This window comes from Ancylobacter sp. SL191, assembly GCF_026625645.1.
GTDB lineage: Bacteria > Pseudomonadota > Alphaproteobacteria > Rhizobiales > Xanthobacteraceae > Ancylobacter.
The window spans coordinates 695,121-715,079 of the sequence record NZ_CP113056.1; the positions used below are offsets into that span (position 1 = coordinate 695,121).

The 19,959-nt window shown below is 68.8% G+C and carries 12 protein-coding genes; 4 read left to right on the forward strand and 8 right to left on the reverse strand.

Annotated features, from left to right (window positions below; all coding sequences use genetic code 11):
- Positions 1-3 precede the first annotated feature (3 nt).
- Genes OU996_RS03090 through OU996_RS03100 form a run of 3 tightly spaced genes read right to left on the reverse strand, consistent with a single transcriptional unit; the run spans position 4 to position 5,658 of the window.
- Positions 4-3,327, reverse strand: a complete 3,324-nt coding sequence (locus tag OU996_RS03090) for an error-prone DNA polymerase (protein WP_267584197.1) — start codon at positions 3,325-3,327, stop codon at positions 4-6.
- 38 nt (positions 3,328-3,365) lie between these two features.
- Positions 3,366-4,832 (reverse strand): Y-family DNA polymerase, encoded by a 1,467-nt coding sequence (locus OU996_RS03095; RefSeq protein ID WP_267584198.1) that lies wholly within the window; start codon positions 4,830-4,832, stop codon positions 3,366-3,368.
- Complete coding sequence (locus OU996_RS03100; RefSeq protein ID WP_267584199.1) at positions 4,804-5,658, reverse strand: ImuA family protein; 855 nt, start codon at positions 5,656-5,658, stop codon at positions 4,804-4,806. Before OU996_RS03100 ends, OU996_RS03095 begins: the two co-directional genes overlap by 29 nt.
- 345 nt (positions 5,659-6,003) lie before the next feature.
- Between OU996_RS03100 and OU996_RS03105 the strand changes: the two genes are divergently transcribed.
- The 3 genes from OU996_RS03105 (at position 6,004) to OU996_RS03115 (ending at position 9,889) form a co-directional block, all read left to right on the forward strand.
- Positions 6,004-8,061: a DEAD/DEAH box helicase gene (locus OU996_RS03105; protein WP_267584200.1), complete on the forward strand. Its 2,058-nt coding sequence runs from the start codon at positions 6,004-6,006 to the stop codon at positions 8,059-8,061.
- Positions 8,062-8,387: 326 nt separating this feature from the next.
- Positions 8,388-9,440 carry a sensor histidine kinase gene (locus OU996_RS03110; RefSeq protein WP_267584201.1) on the forward strand — a complete coding sequence of 351 codons (1,053 nt, stop codon included), beginning with the start codon at positions 8,388-8,390 and terminating at the stop codon, positions 9,438-9,440.
- Between the two features lie 71 nt (positions 9,441-9,511).
- The gene (locus tag OU996_RS03115; RefSeq protein WP_267584202.1) at positions 9,512-9,889 is read left to right on the forward strand and encodes a response regulator; all 378 of its coding nucleotides are present in this window, start codon (positions 9,512-9,514) and stop codon (positions 9,887-9,889) included.
- A 46-nt stretch (positions 9,890-9,935) separates the two neighbouring features.
- Here OU996_RS03115 and OU996_RS03120 read toward each other — a convergent pair whose 3' ends face one another.
- From OU996_RS03120 to OU996_RS03130, 3 genes are all read right to left on the reverse strand, one after another.
- Complete coding sequence (locus tag OU996_RS03120; RefSeq protein ID WP_267584203.1) at positions 9,936-13,028, reverse strand: autotransporter outer membrane beta-barrel domain-containing protein; 3,093 nt, start codon at positions 13,026-13,028, stop codon at positions 9,936-9,938.
- 926 nt (positions 13,029-13,954) lie between these two features.
- Positions 13,955-15,361, reverse strand: a complete 1,407-nt coding sequence (locus tag OU996_RS03125) for an aminotransferase (RefSeq protein WP_267584204.1) — start codon at positions 15,359-15,361, stop codon at positions 13,955-13,957.
- 307 nt (positions 15,362-15,668) lie between these two features.
- On the reverse strand, positions 15,669-16,367 hold the full coding sequence (locus OU996_RS03130; protein ID WP_267584205.1) for a GntR family transcriptional regulator: 699 nt from the start codon (positions 16,365-16,367) through the stop codon (positions 15,669-15,671).
- 227 nt (positions 16,368-16,594) lie between these two features.
- Here OU996_RS03130 and OU996_RS03135 point away from each other — a divergent pair, with 227 nt between their 5' ends.
- Positions 16,595-18,007, forward strand: coding sequence for an FAD-binding oxidoreductase (locus OU996_RS03135; protein ID WP_267584206.1), 1,413 nt, complete (start codon positions 16,595-16,597; stop codon positions 18,005-18,007).
- Between the two features lie 25 nt (positions 18,008-18,032).
- On the opposite strand, the gene mqo is transcribed toward OU996_RS03135, so the two are convergent.
- Positions 18,033-19,544, reverse strand: coding sequence for a malate dehydrogenase (quinone) (gene mqo / locus OU996_RS03140; protein ID WP_267584207.1), 1,512 nt, complete (start codon positions 19,542-19,544; stop codon positions 18,033-18,035).
- 14 nt (positions 19,545-19,558) lie between these two features.
- Positions 19,559-19,936: a hypothetical protein gene (locus OU996_RS03145; protein ID WP_324290752.1), complete on the reverse strand. Its 378-nt coding sequence runs from the start codon at positions 19,934-19,936 to the stop codon at positions 19,559-19,561.
- Positions 19,937-19,959 lie beyond the last annotated feature (23 nt).

A 19,959-nucleotide genomic window follows, 5' to 3' on the forward strand; every position in this document is an offset into this window, starting at 1 on the left:
CGCTTAGTGGAAATCCCGTGATTTCGGCAGGACGCGGACCTGCCGCGGGTGGCCGTGCGTGGAGCGGCGGCCGGCCAGCAAATGGCCCTCGGCGGGGGCCGGCTTCACCCGCTCGTCGATGCCGGGGTCGACCTGCGGACGGGCAAGCGGGTAGGCGCCCTTCTGGCTGGGATCATCGAACAGACGGGCGAGTTCACGGGTGCGGTCATGCACCCGCTCGGCCATCACATGGATAACGCCCTCCTTGCTCTTCTGCACCCTCCCCTCCACCACGACGAGGCGCGCACCCATCACCTGCGCCCGATAACGCTCGAACAGCCGGGCCCAGAGCAGCACATTGACGATGCCGGTCTCGTCTTCCAGCGTCATGAAGATGGCGTTGCCCTTGCCCGGCCGCTGGCGCACCAGCACGATGCCGGCGGTGCGGATCAACGTGCCGTCCCGCCGTGCCGCAATATCCGCGCTGCTGGCGATGCCCTCGGCGCGGAAGATCTCGCGCAGCATGCCCATCGGGTGGCCCTTCAGCGAGAGCCTTGTGGTCTGGTAGTCCACCGCGATCTGCTCGGGCAGCGGCATGAGGGGAAGCTGCGCATCCGGCTCGGGCCCGAGTTCGCGCGCCTGCGCCGCCGCAAACAGGGGCAGCGGCGTGTCATCGGGCAGGCGGCGAACGATCCACGCCGCCGCGCGCCGGTCGAGCCCCAGTGAGCCGAACGCATCGGCATCCGCCAACCGGCGCAAAGCCCCGGCGGGCAGGCGCGCGCGCAGGGAGAGCGTCTCGATATCGCGATAGCCCGCGCCTCGCGCGGCGGCGAGCTGCTCCGCCCATCTTTCGCTGAAGCCGTCGATCTGCCGCAGGCCGATGCGCAGGGCCAGCGCGCCGTCGGCCCGGCGCTCCAGCCTATTGTCCCAAAAGCTGTGATTAATGTCGGCGGGGCGGATTTCCACGCCATGCTCGCGCGCATCGCGCACGATCTGCGCCGGGGCGTAGAAACCCATTGGCTGGGAATTCAGCAGGGCCGCCGCGAACACGGCGGGATGGCGGCATTTGATGAAGGCGGAGATGTAGACCAGCTTGGCGAAGGAGGCGGCATGGCTTTCCGGGAAGCCATATTCGCCGAAGCCCTTGATCTGCTCGAAGCAGCGCGCCGCGAAGGCCGGGTCATAGCCGCGCGCGCTCATGCGCTCGATCAGCAGGGTCTGAAACTGGCCGATCGTCCCCATATTGCGGAAGGTCGCCATGGCCCGGCGCAGCTTGTTGGCCTCGACCTCGGTGAACTCGGCCGCGACCATGGCGAGCTTCATCGCCTGCTCCTGGAACAGCGGCACGCCCTTGGTGCGGGCGAGTACCTCCCGGAGTTCATCGGGATCATGCGGCGGCTTGGGCGAGGGGTAGGTCACCTTCTCGCTCCCCTCGCGCCGGCGCAGATAGGGATGCACCATATTGCCCTGGATCGGACCGGGGCGGACGATGGCGACCTGGATGACGAGATCATAGAGCCGGCGCGGCTTCATGCGCGGCAGCATGTTGATCTGCGCCCGGCTTTCCACCTGGAACACGCCGATGGAATCGCCCCGGCAGAGCATGTCGTAGACATCGCTCTGCTCGCGCGGCACGTCGGCCAGCGCGTAATCGACGCCCTCATGGTCGCGCATCAGGTCGAACGCCTTGCGAATGCAGGTGAGCATGCCCAGCGCCAGCACATCGACCTTCATCAAGGCGAGCGTGTCGATGTCGTCCTTGTTCCACTCGATGAAGGTGCGGTCCTCCATTGCCGCCTTGCCGATCGGCACCATGGCGTCGAGCCGGCCCTCCGTCAGCACGAAGCCGCCGACATGCTGCGAGAGATGGCGCGGAAAGCCGAGCAGCCGGCCGGCGAGTTCCACCGTGCGGCGGATCGTCGGGTTGTCGGCATCGAGCCCGGCCTGGCCGATCTGACCTTTCGCCACCATGTCGCCCCAGCTCCCCCAGACCAGGCTGGAGAGCCGCGCGGTCACATCCTCGGTGAGGCCGAGCGCCTTGCCGACATCGCGCAGGGCGCTGCGCGGGCGATAGGAGATGACGGTGGCGGCGATGCCCGCCCGCATCCGGCCATAGCGCTCATAGATGTACTGGATCACTTCCTCGCGCCGTTCATGCTCGAAATCGACGTCAATATCGGGCGGCTCCCGTCTTTCGCGGGAAATGAAGCGGGCGAACAGCAGGTCGCTCTCGGCCGGGTCCACCGCGGTGATGCCGAGCACGTAGCAGACGGCGGAATTGGCCGCCGAGCCGCGCCCCTGACAGAGGATGCCCTCCTTCTCGGCGAAGCTGACGATGTCGCGGATGGTGAGGAAATAGGGCGCGTATTTCAGCTCGGCGATCAGCGCCAGCTCGTCCCGGAGCTGCTTTTCCACCTTGGGCGGCACACCATCGGGATAGCGGATGGCGGCGTGCTGCCAGGTCATATGCTCCAGCCAGGCTTCGGCCGTGTAGCCGGGCGGAACCGGCTCCTTCGGGTATTCGTATTTCAGTTCACTGAGCGAGAAATCGAGCCGGGCGAGGAAGTGGCGCGTCTCCTCCACCGCCTCCGGCGCGTCGCGGAACAGGCGGACCATCTCGGCAGGCGGCTTGAGGTGGCGCTCGGCATTGGCCTCCAGCTTCCGGCCGGCGGCCTCGATCGTGGTGCCCTCGCGGATGCAGGTGAGCACATCCTGCAGATCGCGCTGGGACGGGTGGTGATAGAGCACATCGTTCATCGCCAGCAGCGGCACCCTGGCGCCCGCGGCCAGCGCCTTCAGCCCCGCCAGCCGGCGGCGGTCGTCGCCCCGCCGCGGCATGTCGGCGCCGAGCCAGAGCGAGCCGGGCGCGGCCTCCGCCAGCGGGGCGAGATACCTCGCCAGTTCCTCCAGCCGGCGGGGGGGCATAAGGATGAGCGAGAGGCCCCCCGCGTCCGTCAGCAGGTCGTCGAGGGTGAGGAGGCAGCTTCCCTTCTCGGCGCGCATATTGCCGGCGGTGAGGAGCTGGCACAGCCGGCCCCAGCCGGCGCGGTCCTGCGCATAGGCGATCACATCCGGCGCGCCATCGGCGAAGACGAGCCGGGCGCCCACCGCGAGCTGGAAGGGGAAGATGGCCTCCGGCGCGCCGATCTCCTCGCGCCACACCTCCTCCGCCTCCTTCAACGCGGCATAAGCCCTCACCACGCCCGCCACGCTGTTGCGGTCGGCGATGCCGATACCGGCATGGCCGAGGTGAAGCGCCTGCGCCACCAGATCGCTGGCGTGCGAGGCGCCGCGCAGGAAGGAGAAATTCGTCGTGACCGCCAGCTCGGCATAAAAAGCCGTGTTCATGGAGAGATCCTCATGAACCCGCCCTCATGAACCCTTCCTCATGGAAAAAGCCCATGGACGAACCAGCGCGGGGCGCCCGGCTCGCGCTCATAAAGGCCGAGGCGGAACAGCCAGAAGCGCCGGCCCTTCTCGTTCTCCACCCGGTAATAGTCCCGCGTCGGCGCGCCCCGCCGCCACCACTCGGCGGCGATGCGCTCCGGCCCCTCGGCATGAACCACCTCATGCAGCACGCGCCGCCAGCGGAAGCGCAGCGGCGGACCATCCGGCACTTCCGCCAGCGCCTCGATCGGCTGGGGCGGGTCGAACATCATCAGCGGGCGTGAAGGGAGTTCCTCCGGCATCGGAACGGCGGGCGGCGCCGGATCGGCCGCCGGCACGAGGCGGGCGGCACGGTCGGGATCATGGGTGTCGCGCATCATGAAGCGCAGCACCCGGTCCCGGCCGAGCCGCGCCGCTAGCCGGTCGACCAGCGCGCTCACCTCTTCCTCCTCGATGGCGCGCCCGTCGAGGCTCACCTGCGCGGGCGCCAGGGTTTCGGCCCGCAGCACGGCGAGGCGGATCAGATCGAAACCGAAGCCGGGATCGAGCGGATCGGCCAGCGCGTCGAGCTTTTCGTGAAACAGCCGGCAAAGGGAGGAGGGGTCGCGCGCGGGGCGCGCCGTCTCCACCGCGATGCGCCGCACCGCGCCATCCGCGCGGAAGAAGGAGGCCTCGAAGGCCCGCCCGCCTTCGCCGCGCGCCTCCAGCATCAGCGCGAGATCGTCGATCAGCAGGCCCAGCGCGCCCCCGACATCCTCGGCCCGGCCGATCGGTTCGGCAAAGCGCCGCTCGGCGATGCAGGCCGGCAGCGGGCGGCGCGGGGTGATGCGCACATCCTCATGGCCGAGCGTGCGCCGCAGCCGGGTCAGCAAGCCCTCGCCGAAGCGCGCAGCAAGCGGCGTGCCCGGCCGCGCGGCTAGGTCGCCGATGGTCCGCAGCCCCGCGCGCGCCAGCCCGGTCACGCTCTCCTCCGGCAGGTCCAGCGCGGCGATGGGGAGCGGGCCCACGCATTCCGCCTCGCGACCGATGGGCACCACGCCACCCTTGCCGCACCGCGCGAGGGCGCGCGCCGCCTCCGGTGTGCCGGCCACCACGGCGTGGAGCGTCAGCCCGTGACGCTGGAGATGCTCCATGACATGCCGGCGCATCGTTGCCTCGCCGCCGAACAGATGCGTGCAGCCGGTGATGTCGAGTACCAGCCCATCCACACCGTCCAGCGCCACCAGCGGGGTCCAGCGGTCGCAATCATCGGCGATCCGCTCGAGAAAGCCGGCATCGGCGCGTGGGTCATGGTCGGCGACCGCGAGGGCGGGAATGCGCGCGCGGGCATCCGCCAGCGTCAGGCCGGGCGCCAGACCCACGGCCCGCGCCTGCGCGGAGATGGCGGACAGGCGCAGCGCGCCTTTCACCCGCTCGACGAAGACCAGCGGCAGCGCGTCATCCGGCGCGCTGGAAGGGCCGGACATCCCCGGTCGCCTCGCCCTGTGCCACCGTGCCCTGTCGAGCCGGTTTGCCGGCAGGAACGGGAACCACAGCGCGAGATAGCGGGGCGATGTCGCGGAAGGAACAGCTCTCATGGTCCCACTCCAGATTCCAGGCATGACCGTTGAGGCCGCCGCGATGGCGCAGCAGCGTGACGGCGAAGGCGGGGGCGCCCGGCGCGTCCGCCGCCAGCGGGGTGGAGAGGATCGGGCGCACCAGCCAGCGGGTGACGGCGACACTGGCCGAGGGCGTCGGCGCCATGCGCAGCAGGAAAAAGGTGACGCCGGAAACGCCCGCCCGAAGCGCCAGTCGCCGCGTGGCGGTGAGGTCCAGCGCCTTGGGCTCGCCCCATGGCTCCAGCAGCACCGCCCCGAGCGCGGGGCAGCGCACCGCGTCACCGGCCGCCCGCAGCGCCTGTTCCGGGTCACGTGCCCGCACCAGAATGAGCCGCGCCGGGTCGAGCCCCAGGCCTCTCAGCCCATGCGCGTCGAGGCGGCCCGCCTCTGAATCGATAAAGTCCTGCCGCACCCAGACGATGGGACGCATCGGGCGCTTGCTCTGCGGCGGCTCCTCGCCCGGCCTCTGCGCCGCCCGCAGCGCCAGCGCCAGGGAGAAGCCGGAGGCGGCCGGCATGTCGGCGCCCTCCGCCGCATAGATCTCATGCAGCGCCCCCCGTGCGAGCGTGTTCGCCAGCACGCCGTCAGGCCCCGCAGCGCCCAGGCTGAAGGCTGATGAAGCGCCGGGCAGACGCTCCGCCTCCAGCCCGGCGAGCATCTGCCTCAGCGCGGAAACGTCGTGTGACCCGCGCATATATGTTCCTCTTTTGTTCTTTTAAGACGACTCAAACCGGACCGAGAGTCAAGCGCACGATCCGGGGACGAGCCCCCCGCGACGGGCGCCATGGTCAGCCGCGCCGGATGAAACGGGATCGTCCTCCAGCCCGGCATTGCCGGAGCCCATGTTGAGGAACCGGCCTTGCTGTCGGCACTCCTGGCCGAGGCGTCACGCGAACAATGCCCACCGCCGTGCCAGCCACAGCCATGGCTGTGGCATCTGGGCGCCCGGCCTATTAAGAAGGGCGTTCCACATACTTTCCGACGGCTCCCTTCGACGCCTGACGAGACTGCGAGATAGGCGGAACCAGCCGTGCCCTTCATGACGACGAATCCGGCGCTTGCGCGCGCTTTGGCCGAACGCGATTACGATAAGCCGACGCCGGTGCAGCTGGCCGTGCTGGCGCCCGAGGCGACCGGCCGCGACCTTCTGGTGTCCGCCCAGACGGGTTCCGGCAAGACGGTGGCCTATGGCCTCGCCATGGCCGAGACGCTGCTCGGCAGCGCGGAGAGATGCGAGCCGGCGAGCGTGCCGCAGGCGCTGGTGGTGGCGCCGACGCGCGAGCTTGCCTTGCAGGTGCAGCGCGAATTCGCCTGGCTCTACGCGGCGACCGGCGCGCGCATCGTCTCCTGCGTCGGCGGCATGGATCCGCGCCAGGAGCAGCGCCTGCTCGCCCAGGGTGCTCATATCGTCGTCGGCACCCCCGGCCGGCTGCGCGATCATCTCGAGCGCGGGCGGCTCGACATCTCCGCGCTGCGCGTCGCCGTGCTCGACGAGGCCGACGAGATGCTCGACCTCGGCTTCCGCGAGGATCTCGAATTCATTCTCGACGCCACCCCGCCGGAGCGGCGCAGCCTGCTGTTCTCGGCCACCATGCCGCGCGGCATCACCGCGCTCGCCAAGCGCTACCAGCACGACGCGCTGCGCATCGAGGTGGCGAGCGCCGAGGGCGGCCATGCCGATATCGAATACCGCACCATGCGGGTCGCGCCGACCGAGATCGAGCACGCCGTCGTCAATGTGCTGCGCTTCTACGACACGCCGAGCGCCATCGTGTTCTGCAACACCCGCGAGGCGGTGCGGCGCATCCACGCCATGCTTCAGGAGCGGCAGTTCTCGGCGGTGGCGCTGTCGGGCGAGCTGAGCCAGAACGAGCGCAACCACGCGCTTCAGGCGCTGCGCGACGGCCGGGCGCGGGTGTGCGTCGCCACCGACGTCGCCGCGCGCGGCATCGACCTGCCCAATCTCGGCCTTGTCATCCATGCCGACCTGCCGAACGACGCGGAAAGCCTGCAGCACCGCAGCGGCCGCACCGGCCGGGCGGGCCGCAAGGGCGTGAGCGTGCTGCTGGTGCCGCCCTTCCGCCGCCGCCGCACGGAAGAGCTGATGCGCGGGATTGGCGTCGCCCCCGTCTGGTCGGGGGCGCCGACCTCCGAAGAGATCCGCAAGCTCGACCATGAGCGCATGCTGGGCGACGCGGTGATCACCGAGGCGCCGAATGAGGAAGATGCGGCGGCCGCCCAGACGCTGCTCGCCGCCCATTCGCCCGAGCATCTGGCCGCCGCGCTGGTGCGGCTCTACCGCGCCGGCCTGCCGGCGCCGGAGGAAGTCGCCGATCCCGGCGAGCCGCGCGCCGGACGCGAGCGCCAGGATCGCAGCTTCGAGCGCAGCTCCGAGCGCGATTTCGGCCGCGGCTCGGAGCCCGGCGGCACCGCCTGGTTCCGGCTCAATATCGGCCGCCGCAAGAATGCCGATCCGAAATGGCTGCTGCCGCTGATCTGCCGGCGCGGAAATGTGACGCGCAAGGATATCGGCGCCATCCGCATCTTCGACGAGGAGACCGCCTTCGAGGTCAACCTCGCCGCCGCCGACCGGTTCGGGAAGGTGGCCACCAAGGCGAATGGCGACGATGTCGTCATCGAGGCGTTGCCCGGCCAGCCGGAGGGCCGGCCGACGCGCGCCCCGCGCGGCAAGCCGATGCGTGATCTGCCCCCGCGCGATCTGCCGCCCACGGAGGCCCCCCGCGGCAAACCGTTTCGTCCGGCGCCGGATCGATCGGCCGATAGCCGCGCCGAGCCCGGCAAGCCGGCGTTCGAGAAGCCCCGCGAGGCCAAACCCTACGAGGGCAAGCCCTATGGGGCCAAACCGCGCGAAGACAAATCCCGCGAGGACAAGCCACGCGAGCCCAAGCCCTATGGCAAGCCCGCCTTCGAGAAGCCGCGCGAGGCCAAACCCTATAAGGCCAAGCCGGCGGCGCCTGGCAAAGGCGAGCGTCCCGCAAAGAGCGAGCGTCCGGCGAAGGGCTGGAACCCGCTGGAAGCCACGCCCAAGGGAAAGCCCAAAGGCAAGCCCAACGGCAAGCCGCCGCGCCGCCCCTGACGGCGCCTCCCGTCCCTCTCGGGATCGGCCCGTCATCGGGGCGTTCACGGGCCGGCGGGGCCGGTGATCCTCGCACACCGGTCCTGCGGCGGAAATCGCGGGCCGGATGCAGGCGCCTCACACGCGGCCGCAGTGGTGTGCCGGGCCCGCTAGCCCGGTCGGCCCTGTGGCAAGCTGACCCGCATCTGCACGTTTAATTGCGGACGCCAGGCACAACCCTCATGATAGGGTGTGACTGAGCGTCAGCCTGACAACCGGCATTTTGACGGCGTTCCTGCCGAGTGATGGCTCGCCCCGCGAGTTTTCGGCCCATGAGGGCCATTGCCGTGACAACCGAACCGACGGGCGCTTTCGAGGCGGCGAGCACCATTGCCGTTGTCGTCTCGTCGCACGAGCCCCTGCTGTTCCTGACAGCGGATCAGACGATCATCGCGGCGAGCACCTCGTTCTGCCGGTCCTTCGCAATCGAACCGGCGAACCTTGCCGGGCAAAGGCTGGGCGATCTCGGGCAGGGCGAATGGGCGCTGCCCAAACTCGCCTCCCTGCTGAAGGCCACGGCCTCGGGCAGCGCGCAGATCGACGCCTATGAGATCGACCTCGAGCGGCCGGACCAGGAATCGCGCCGGCTCGTCGTCAATGCGCGCCGGCTCGAGGACGGCGACACGACGCGCACCCGGCTGCTGCTGGCGATCACCGACGTCACCGACATCCGCGCCGCCGCACGGCTGAAGGATGATCTGGTCCGGGAAAAGGCCATCCTGATGCAGGAAATCCAGCACCGGGTGGCCAACAGCCTGCAGATCATCGCCAGCGTGCTCATGCAGAGCGCGCGCCGCGTCCAGTCCGAGGAAGCGCGCGGCCACCTGCACAACGCCCATCACCGCGTCATGTCGATCGCCGCGGTGCAGAAGCAGCTCTCGAGAGCCACGGCGGGCAAGGTCGAGCTGCGCACCTATTTCACCCAGCTCTGCGAGAGCCTCGGCGCCTCGATGATCGCCGACCCGGACCGGCTCTCCCTGTCGGTGACCGTCGATGAGAGCGCCGTGGAGGCGGATGTCTCGATCAGCCTGGGCCTCATCGTCACCGAGCTGGTCATCAACGCGCTCAAACATGCCTTCCCCGAGCAGTCGGCGGGCCGGATCGCCATCGACTACCGCTCGGACGGCAAGGACTGGTCGCTCGCCGTTTCCGATAATGGCATCGGGCTGCCCACGGGCGCCGATGCGCCGAAAGCCGGGCTCGGCACCGGCATCGTCGAGGCGCTCGCCCGCAACCTCAAGGCAACCCTCACGGTGAGCGAGGGCAACCCCGGCACCGTCGTCACCGTGCATCAGGATGGCGCCTCCCGGCGGCACCGGAGCGATCCAGCCCCCGCCTAGGAACCAATCGGGCGGGCAAACGCTATGCTATCAGCCGATGAGTTTTCCGGCCCACACCAGTCGAGTATGTAATGTTCAAGGGCGAGGCCGTCGTCCTCATCGTCGAGGATAATACGATCATCCGCATGAGTGCCGTCGACCTCGTGCAGTCGGCGGGCCATCTGGCGCTGGAAGCCAGTTCCGCCGACGAGGCCATTCACATCCTCGAATCGCGGGATGATATCGACCTCGTCTTCACCGATGTGCAGATGCCGGGAACGATGGATGGCCTCAAACTGGGCCATTACATCCGCAACCGCTGGCCGCCGGTGAAGCTGATCGTGGCCTCGGGCGAGGCGGTCATCGACGAGAGCGCCCTGCCCGCGGGCAGCCGGTTCTTCGCCAAGCCCTATCACGACCACGCCATCACCGACGCCATCGCCCGCCTGCTGGCGAACGAAGCGCTGTGACGGCGTTCCGCGGCCGGTCCCCATTCCCGAGCCCCCGCCGCCTGTCTCAGAACCTCATCGAGAACTGCACGGTGAAGGCGTTCTGGGTGGCGTCGCCGGCGAACTGGCCGCTATAGGACGCGCCGAGCTGCGCGGTGTCGGAGAGCGCGTAGCGCAGCCCCGCCTCCAGAAGCAGCGAATCCTCGGCGATCGGCACACCGGCGGCGGTGAAGGGCGTCGAGCCGCTGGCGAATTGCAGCGTGGCGGCGGGCGTGATGTCGCCGAAAGCGTGCTGCCAGCCGAGCGTCGCGTGCGGCGTCAGCGTGCGCCCGCCCACCTCCAGCGTCGTCGCGATGCGAAGACCCAGCGTGGAATAGAGCGTCTCCATGCTGTCGGTGGACACGGAAAGGGCCGCCGACCCACCACTCTCGGTGAAATCAGCCCCGCTGACATGCACATAAGCGAGGCTGGCGAAGGGTTCGAACGCATAGGCGCCGATGGCCATGTCATAGCCGACCTCGCCGAAGATCTGCGTCGTGCCGGTGGTATAGTCGGCCTCCAGCGCCTGCCACAGGCCGGGGAAGGACACGGTGCGCGAGACCGACACATCGTTCCAGGCATAGGCCGCGCCGCCCCGCAGGGCGATCGCCCCGAACTGCGCGCCGGCATAGACGCCGATGTCGTAGCTGTCCATCGAGCCGGACGCGTTGCGGTCGTCCACATCGAACCAGGACTGGCTGAAGCCGCCGAACAGGCCGGCCCGCACATTGGGCGCCAGTTCAATGTCGGCGCCCATCAGGAAGCCGCCAATACTGTTGGAGATGCTGGCGGCGTTGCCGTCCGACGAGGTGTCGCCCCATCCGCCATAGCCCTGCATCCAGAGGGTGGGCGTGAGGCCCTCGCCCAGCGCCGCCGTCTGCGGGCCGGCGCCATAGGCGAGGGGGGAGACGCCCGGCGCGGTGAGCGCCTGCCGCAGCCGGTCGCCCACCGCCTCGCGCACATAGATCGACTGCTGCTGGATGACGGTGCTGACCGAGGCATAGGCCTCGCCCGAGAGCGCATCAAGCGCGCCGGTCACCGCGCCCTGGGGCAACAGCAGTAGCGCGTCGAACACCTCATTGCCGAAGCCGAGCCCCTGCACCGTGCCGGCGACGCTCGCATGGTTGGCGGTCTGCGCCAGGCTGGCGAATTGCGTGCCGGTATAGGTCAGCGTCAGATAGACGTTCTGCGCGTCATAGCTGAGCGAGGGCGTGAGGAAAGCATAGTTGCTGGTAACGCCGCTGAACGTGCCGCTCACCGTGTCGGCGCTGGTAAGGATCGTGTAGGTGGTGTTCGCCGCATAGGAGCCGGGCGCCGCGACCACCTGAACGGCGCTGCCGGCGGAGAGCGTCACCGTGCCGGTCGCGGTGATCAGGTCATGCGCGCCGGTCGGCGTCGCATCGACCCGGTAGACCGAGCCCCCGTTGAAGGCGACCGGCCCGTTCACCGTGAGGGTGCCCGGCGAATTGCCCGGTGCGACGATGCCCGCCGCGAGCACGGTGAGGTTACCCACCGCGCCATTACCGGAGAGTACGGCACCATTTCCCAAAGCGACCGAAGCGGACGACAGCGTGTTACCGCTCAGCTGGATGCCGCTGCCGAGAGCCGTGATGCTGCCGCCATAGGCACTGCCAAAGGTCACGGTCCCGCCGCCCTCAAGTTGCAGGACGCCGGTGCCGCTGATGACGTTGGTGAGCGTGACATCGTCGGAACGGTTGATCGCCAATATGGCGTTGTTGACGATGGCGCCGGCCAGCGAGCCGGTCGTGCCGCCGTCGCCGAGCTGGAGCGTGCCCTCCATGATGGTGGTGGTGCCGGAGAGGGTGCTGTCGCCGGTCAGAACCAACGTGCCCGCCCCGGTCTTTGTGAGGTCACCCGTGCCGGAGAAGGTGCCGGCATAGGTGGCGTTGGTCGTCTGCGCCAGCGTGAGCGCATTGCTGCCCAGACTGACATCGGACGGCGCGCTGTTGCCGGACAGCTGCTGGAGAGCCGTCGCGCCCACGCGCTGCGACAGGTCGAGGTTGCCGCCATTGAGCGTCCAGCTGGGGGCGCCCGGCAGGTTGCCAATGCCGTTGAGGACGAGCGTCCCGGCGGTGACCGTGACGGCTCCACCGTAGGAGTCGCTTTCCGCGGAGAGGATCAGCGAGCCCTCGCCCGTCTTGGTGAGGGAGCCGGTGCCGGACAGCTCGGCGGCAATGATCAGGGAGGTGCCGGAGGCAGGAGAGAGCGTGCCGGCACCCTGCATATCGAGCTGTTCGGACAGCACGAAGGTCGCCGTCGTCTCAAGCGTGCCGCCGTCGAGGATAAGGGGACTGCCGGCGCCGAGCACATTGCTGGAGATCGACAGGGCGCCGCCGTTGATCGTCCAGCTTCCGACACTGAAGATTGGTAGGCCGGTGAGCGTCCAGGTCGCGCTTCCCGACTTCACGAATGTGCCGAAGCCATTGATGAGGCCGGTATCAAGGCTGGCCGCGCCACTCCCGCCGAGAACGAGCGTGTCGGACGCGCCGGCATGGGAAATGCCGCCGGACAGGCTCGGGGCCGCATCGGGCGTTGCATTGAGCGTCAGGGAATTCGTGCCGCCGGTGAAACTGATGGCGAATGCCTGGCCGCTCGCCCCGTTGCTGCCACCGGCGATCTGCGCCGCCCCTGTCAGGGCGATCGCCAGATCGGCGCCGATGACACCCGCGCCGGCCGGGCCGGAACCGTTGCCGCCCGACGCGGAGCCGCCGCCGCCGCCATAAATGCCCGCCGCACCGGCGCTGCCATCCAGATTGACCGTGAGATTGGAACCCGTGATGCCCGCCCCCCCGGACCCCGGTGTCCCGGAGGCCGCGGCGCCAGCCGTCACGCTACTGCTGATGTTCAGCGTTGTATGGCCGGCCATATCGACGATGGCGATGCCGTTGCCGCCATTGGCGGGGTGGGTGCTGAACCCATCGACCGCGCTTCCGCCGGAAATGGACCCGGCGATATTGAATATGTTGTCGCCGGTGCCGTCGCGCACGACAAGGCCGCTGCCGCCGTCCCCGGAGCGGTTCAGGCTGGCGCCCCCTGAACCGCCCTGAATGTTGGCCGAACTTGTGATGGTGATGAGGTTGTTTCCGGTCGGCTGGAACACGAGCAGCCCTGTTCCGCCATTGCCGCCGCCCCCTGCCTGGTCGCCGAATGACCAACCGCCATTTCCGGCCGTGATAACGGCAGTGACGCTCCCGCCGCCGCCGGTGAGGCCCGTGATGACGGCGCCAAAGCCACCTCCCCCGCCGCCGCCGGTATAATTCCTGAGAGAGAGATCAAAAGGGCCGCCGTTCCCGCCGTTCCCGCCGGCAATAGAGATGGCAGGGAGCCAGGCGAAAGTCCCGACAAAGCCGTGAGCGCCACCGCCACCGCCACCGTTCGCAGAACCGGTGGTCAGCCCGGTCCCGCCGTTTCCGCCGTTCGCCCCGGCTTCCAGGCCGCCCTCTCCCCTATTCGGCTCTTCGAAGGGATACCCCTGTCCACCAACGCCGCCGATTGCACCAGCGCCGCCGCCGCCGCCGCTCGCACCGGATGTCATGCCGGTAACGCCCTCCCCGCCGAGAGAGAGAATGCTGGCGCTGCCCCCGAGCACGCCGTCGCTGCCCGCGCCGCCATCGCCATCCGCCGCCCAGCCGGGCGTGCCGGCGGCTCCCATGAGAAGGGCGCCAGCGACGGAGCTGAGGAGGGTCTGGCGGAGCGCGTGCACAGGGTGAGGGAAGGCACGCATGATGGCCCACACACACGGCATGGATGGATCCCGCAATTCAACGACGCCCCACCATTTCCTAACGTAAACGGCAACACCCAGATACTAACAAATTTGAAATGATAGGTCGGACTGCACGACCCCCGGCGACCGAGGCCCGACCATCCGATTTCATGCACCGGGCCGCGCACGCCATTGGCCATCGCCAGCGGGCGCAGATGCGGATTGGACCAATGCCCGCCGTGCGATCGGCAAAAGAAAGGCCCCGGATCTGACGTCCGGGGCCTGTACCTCCCAGAGCTCCGGCGGTGCCGGAAATAGCCTCAGTGGGTCTTCGCCAGCATGCCCTCGCGCGCCAGCTCTTCCGCCACGGCGTCCACCGCCTTGCTAAGGCCGGTGACGAGTTCGTCGATATGGGCGCTGGAAAGGGTGAGCGGGGGCGACATGGCGATCATGTTGCCGAGCGGCCGGACGATGACGCCCTGCTCATAGGCCTTGGCGACGATGCGGGCGCCGACCTTCAGCGACAGGTCGAAGGGAAGCTTCGTGGCGCGGTCGGCCACCGTTTCCACCGCGAGCATCAGGCCGAGGCCGCGTATGTCGCCAACGATCGGGTTGTCACCGATCCGGGCCTTGAGCGCGGCCAGAAGCTCGGTGCCGGCGCTGGCGGCGTTGCCGACGAGGTTCTCGCGCTCGACGATGTCGAGATTGGCCAGCGCCGCCGCCGCCGCCACCGGATGGGCGGAATAGGTGAAGCCGTGCGCGAAGGAGGCCACCTCGCCTGACGTGTCCTTGAGCACGTCCCAGATACGGGTGGAGATCACGCTCGCCGAGATCGGCTGGTAGCCGGAGGACAGGCCCTTGGCCATGGTCATGATGTCCGGCCGGATGCCGAAATGGGTGGTGCCGAAGGGCGCGCCGAGCCGGCCGAAGCCGCAGATCACCTCGTCGGCGATCATCAATATGTCGTAGCGGTCGAGCACCTCCTGCACCGCCTGGAAATAGCCGGCGGGCGGGATCAGCACGCCGCCCGTGCCCATCACCGGCTCGGCGATGAAGGCGGCGACGGTGTCCGGCCCTTCCTTCAGGATCAGCGCCTCGAGTTCATTCGCGAGATGGGCGGCGAAGGCCGCCTCGCTCATGCCCTCCGGCTTCTCGCGGTACTGGTCGACCGAATGGGTGCGGAGGATCTGCGGCAGCGGCAGGTCGAAGAACTGGTGGCAATTGGTCAGCCCGGTGAGGCTGCCCGCGCCGATGGTGACGCCGTGATAGGCGCGGTTGCGCGAGACGATCTTCTTCTTCGCGGGCTTGCCGCGCATGTTGTTGTAGTACCAGACCAGCTTGATGTTGGTGTCGTTGGCGTCCGAGCCGGAATTGCCGAAGAACACCTTGCTCATATGCTCCGGCGCCCAGCGCAGCACGCGGTCGGCGAGGCGGATCGAGGGCTCGTTGGCGATCGACGTGAAGGAATGGAAGAACGGCAGCGTCTGTGCCTGCCGGGTCATCGCGTCGACGATCTCCTGCCGGCCATAGCCGACATTCACGCACCACAGGCCCGCGGCGCCGTCGAGATAGCGCCGGCCCTTGCTGTCGGTGACATGCACGCCGGCCGCCGAGGCCATGATGCGCGGGCCATTGGCGAGGTGATCGCCAATGCTGGTGAAGGGGTGGAACAGGCTGCGCTGGTCCATCTCCTCAAGCGACATGTTGTGGTGCGGTTCGAGGCTCATGCGCAGGCTCTCCGGCTGGGACGGCAGGGGGAAGCGGATGAGGCGACCATAAAGTGTGATCACTGATCTCGCAATGAGGAGGAGATAGACGTCGGACGCCATGTCATCGGCGGCGGATCGAAGGCCCCGGCAACTGGCGGAACAGGAACCCGCCCAAGACTTCCGACGTGACAGACGACGACGCCCTCGCCACGCCGGCCCGAGCGCCGAGGCGATCGCGGCCGCGCGGGCGGCGTTTTCGGTATGGGGAGCGATGAACGCGGAAGGCCGCGCGGTGCGGGCTCAGGCTCGGCGGAGGCCCGCCGGCTCAGGCGCCGGTCGGCGGGGTGGGGGCGGCGTCGGCGAAGACCGCCGTCCGCTTGAGGAAGGCGGCGCCGCCGGCGACATCGGTCTCCATCGCCGCGCGGGCGGCGCGCCCATCGGCGCGGCGCAGCGCGGCGATCACCGCCTCATACTGGTCAGTGTCGAGCTGGCCGCGAATATCGGCCGCGTAATGGCGCATGAACGGGCCGATCTGCAGCCACAGCCGCTCGATCAGGTCTTCCAGCGCCGGGGCGCGCGCCGCCTGAAAGACGGTGAACTTGAACTGCTGATTCAGTTGCAGGTAGACATCCGCATTGTTGGCCTGCCCCGCCTCGTTCAGCCCGCTGGCAATCCGCGTGAGCGCCTCGATCGCCTCGGGCGTGATCAGCCCCGCCGCTTTCTCGGTGGCGACGCCTTCCAGCAACATGCGCAGCTCGATCAGCTCGTCGAACTGCGCGCGCGTCAGCAGCGGGATGGAGATGGTGCCATTGGCGAGCGCCGTCACCGCCTTCTCCGCCGCAAGGCGGGCGAAGGCGGCGCGCACCGGCATGGTGCTGACGCCGAAGGCGGCGGAGATGGCGCGCACGGTCAGCTTCTGCCCCGGCGCGAAGCGCGCGGCGATGATGGCGGACCGCAACTCGCGGTGGACCCGCTCATGCAGCGGATCTCTCTCCAGCTTCTCGAAAACGACCTGTTCCGTCATGCGATGGGAGCGGCGCGCGGCGCCTCTTTGCCTGGATCGTGAAGAGGAGGGGGCGAGGGTGTGATCACTAATCTAGTTACTTTCGCCGGCCGGCGCCACGTCGGCGCCGGGGGACGGGGTCGCTCGCCCCGGCCGCCCCGCAAATCCATGGATGCCGGGCGCGGCGGCGGGTATAGAGCGCCGGCGTGGTCGGGCGCGGGTGGTGCGCCGCAGGGAGCGAGACGGGGATGGATCGGATCGACGGCGTTCTCGGCAGCCTGCCGGGCGAGCTCTACACCAGCGACCCGGATGTGACGGCGCGCTACCTCACCGATTTCCGCCGCTTCCGCACCGGCGCGACGCGCGCCGTGCTGCGGCCCCGCACCACCGCCGAGGTGCAGCGCATTGTCGCCCTCTGCGCCGCCCATGGCGTGCCCCTCGTGCCGCAGGGCGGCAACACCTCCTATTGCGCCGCCGCCACCCCCTCGGCCAGCGGCGAGGAACTGGTGTTGAGCCTCGAGCGGCTGAACGCCATCCGCGCCATCGATCCGGGCAATCTCTCCCTGACCGCCGAAGCCGGCTGCGTGCTGAGCGTTCTGCAGGAAGCGGCGGATGCGGCCGGGCTGATGCTGCCGCTCGATCTCGGCGCGCGCCAGTCCTGCCAGATCGGCGGCAACCTCTCGACCAATGCCGGCGGCATCTCGGTGCTGAAATACGGCATGGCGCGCGATCTCGTGCTGGGCCTCGAGGCGGTGCTGCCGGACGGGCAGCGGCTCGACGTGCTCCAGCCGCTGCGCAAGAACAACACCGGCTATGATGTGAAGCAGATGTTGCTCGGCGCCGAGGGCACGCTCGGCGTCATCACCGCCGTCTCGCTCAAGCTGGCGAGGAAGCCCGCCCAGACCGTCACCGCCTTCCTCGCCATCGACAATATCGACGTGCTGACCGACATCCTCGCGCGGGCGCAGATCCTCACCGGCGAGAACATCACCTCCTTCGAGTACATCTCGCACCATTCGCTCGCTTTGCTGCTCGCCGCGCAGCAAGAGCTGCGCCATCCGCTGGAGACGCCCAGCGCGCATTACGTGCTGATGGAGGCGCAGAGTTGCTCGCCCGTGCTCGCGCTGGAGGACGCCGTCGGCCAGTTGCTGGAGGAGCTGATGGGCGAGGGTCAGGTCACCGACGGCACGCTCGCCGCCAGCGCGCAGCAGCGCGACGCGCTCTGGTATCTGCGCGAGCATATTCCGGAGGCCGAGGTCGCCAATGGCGGCTCGGTCAAGCACGACGTCTCGGTGCCGACCTCGGCGCTCCCCGCCTTCATCACCCGCGCCTCCGCGCTGGTGGAGACGCAGAGCGAGGGCGGGCGGCTGTCGATCTACGGCCATGTCGGCGACGGCAATGTGCATTTCAACGTGGTCGCGCCCGAGGGCGCCGCGCCCGCCACCTACAAGCCGTGGTTCGAGCGCGAGGTCTCCCCGCGCCTCTACGATCTCGCGGTCGCGATGGGCGGCTCCTTCGGCGCGGAATATGGCATCGGAATCATCAAGCTGGACCTCTTGGACCGCTATGGCGACCCGGCCAAGCGGCACATGATGCGCGCCATCAAGGCCGCGCTCGATCCGGCCAATCTGATGAACCCCGGCAAGGTGGTGCGGGCCTGAGCCACAAGGGCGGCCCGCACCGCTGTCAGATGTTCTCGATCTTCAGCACCGGCGCGGTGTCCGCGCGGGCACGCCGGCAGGCGTCGGCGTCCACCTTCAGGTCGATGCCATAGGTCGGGATCATCGCCTTCAGCGCCGGCAGCCAGCCATCCGCCGTTAGTTTGTCGGCAAAGCAGCTCTGCAGCACCTCCATGGCGATGAAGGCAGCGGTGGAGGCGCCCGGCGAGGCGCCGAGCAGCGCCACCAGCGACTTGTCCGCCGCCGGGATCAGCTCGGTGCCGAATTCCAGTGCGCCGCCCAGCCCTTCCAGCCCCGGCCCGCGATTGGGCTTGATGACCTGCACGCGCTGGCCGGCGACCGCCTCGGCCCAGTCGGCGCGGGCGGCCTGCGGGTAGAACTGGCGCAGCGTGCCGAACTGGTGCGCCGAGCTCTGCAGCACCTGGCTGATGAGATATTCGGTCAGCGCCATGTTGTTCTTGGCGACATCGAGAATGGGCAGCAGGTTGGACGGCGTGATCGACTCGACGAGATCGGTCATCGAGCCGTGCTTGAGGAATTTCGGCGAGAAGCCGGCATAGGGCCCGAACAGCAGCGATTTCTTGCCGCCGATGATGCGGGTGTCGAGATGCGGCACCGACATGGGCGGCGAGCCGCTCGCCGCCTTGCCATAGACCTTGGCCTCGTGCCGCGCGCTCACCGCCTCGACATCGCAGCGGAGCCAGATGCCGCTGACCGGAAAGCCGCCATAGCCCTTGCCCTCGGGAATGCCGGACATCTGCAACAGGTCGATGGAGGCGCCGCCCGCGCCGATGAACACGAACTTGGCCGAGACGCTGCTGCGCGTGCCGTCATAGGTGTCGGCGACAGTGACGCGCCAGCGCCCGTCCGCCTCGCGCTCCAGCCCGACGACCTGCCGGTTGTAATGCACCTCGAAGCCGCTCTGCGCGGTGAGCTGGGCGACCAGAAGATGGGTCAGCGAGCCGTAATCGACATCCGTGCCGGTGATGATGCGCGTCGCCGCGATCGGCTCGCCCGGCGTGCGGCCCTCAATGATGAGCGGCGCCCATTGCGCGATCTGCGCGGGATCCTCGCTGTACTCCATGCCGTGATAGCAGTGATGCGCCGACATCTCGTTGAAGCGCGCCTTCAGGAAGGCGACATTCTCCGCGCCCCAGACGAAGCTCATATGCGGGCAGGGATGGATGAAGGCGCGCGGGTCGGGAATGGCGCCCTTGCGCACCAGATGCGCCCAGAGCTGGCGGGAGATGTCGAACTCGGTGTTGACCTCCAGCGCCTTGGAAATGTCGACGCTGCCATCGGCGCGCTGCGGCGTGTAGTTCAGCTCGCAATTGGCGGCATGGCCGGTGCCGGCATTGTTCCAGGCCTTGGAGCTCTCCTGGCCGCAATCATCCAGCGTCTCGAACATGACGACGCTGAGCGCGGGGTCCAGCTCCTTCAGCACGGTGCCGAGCGTGGCGCTCATGATGCCCGCGCCGATGAGCACGATGTCGGGCGTGTCGGTGGTGTGGATCGGCATGATGGCGGCTCCTCTCAGGGCGCGGGCGTGGCGGGAACGAAGCCGAGATCGGTGCCGTCCTCATAGACGACATAGGCGCGCCGCCACGGATCGGTGCCGATCAGCCGCCATTTATGGCCGGTGCCGGTGTTGTCCTGCGCCAGCAGCACGTCGCCCGGCCGGATGGTGAAGGTGGCGCCGGACTTGGTCTCGAATTCCAGCGTGCCGGAGAGGGTGAGCACGTAGCGCGGCACCGGATCCTGGTGCCACTCGAAGGAGCCGCCCGAGGCGGTCTCGCGGAACGAGATGTTCCGGGCGGCCGAGGCCTTGCCGATGAAGTCGCCGCGCTCGCCCTCGGTCATCGCGATGCTGCCTTCCTCGAACAGCGAATTGCCGTCCGGCCCGGTCCACATCCTCACGCATCGGATCATCGTCA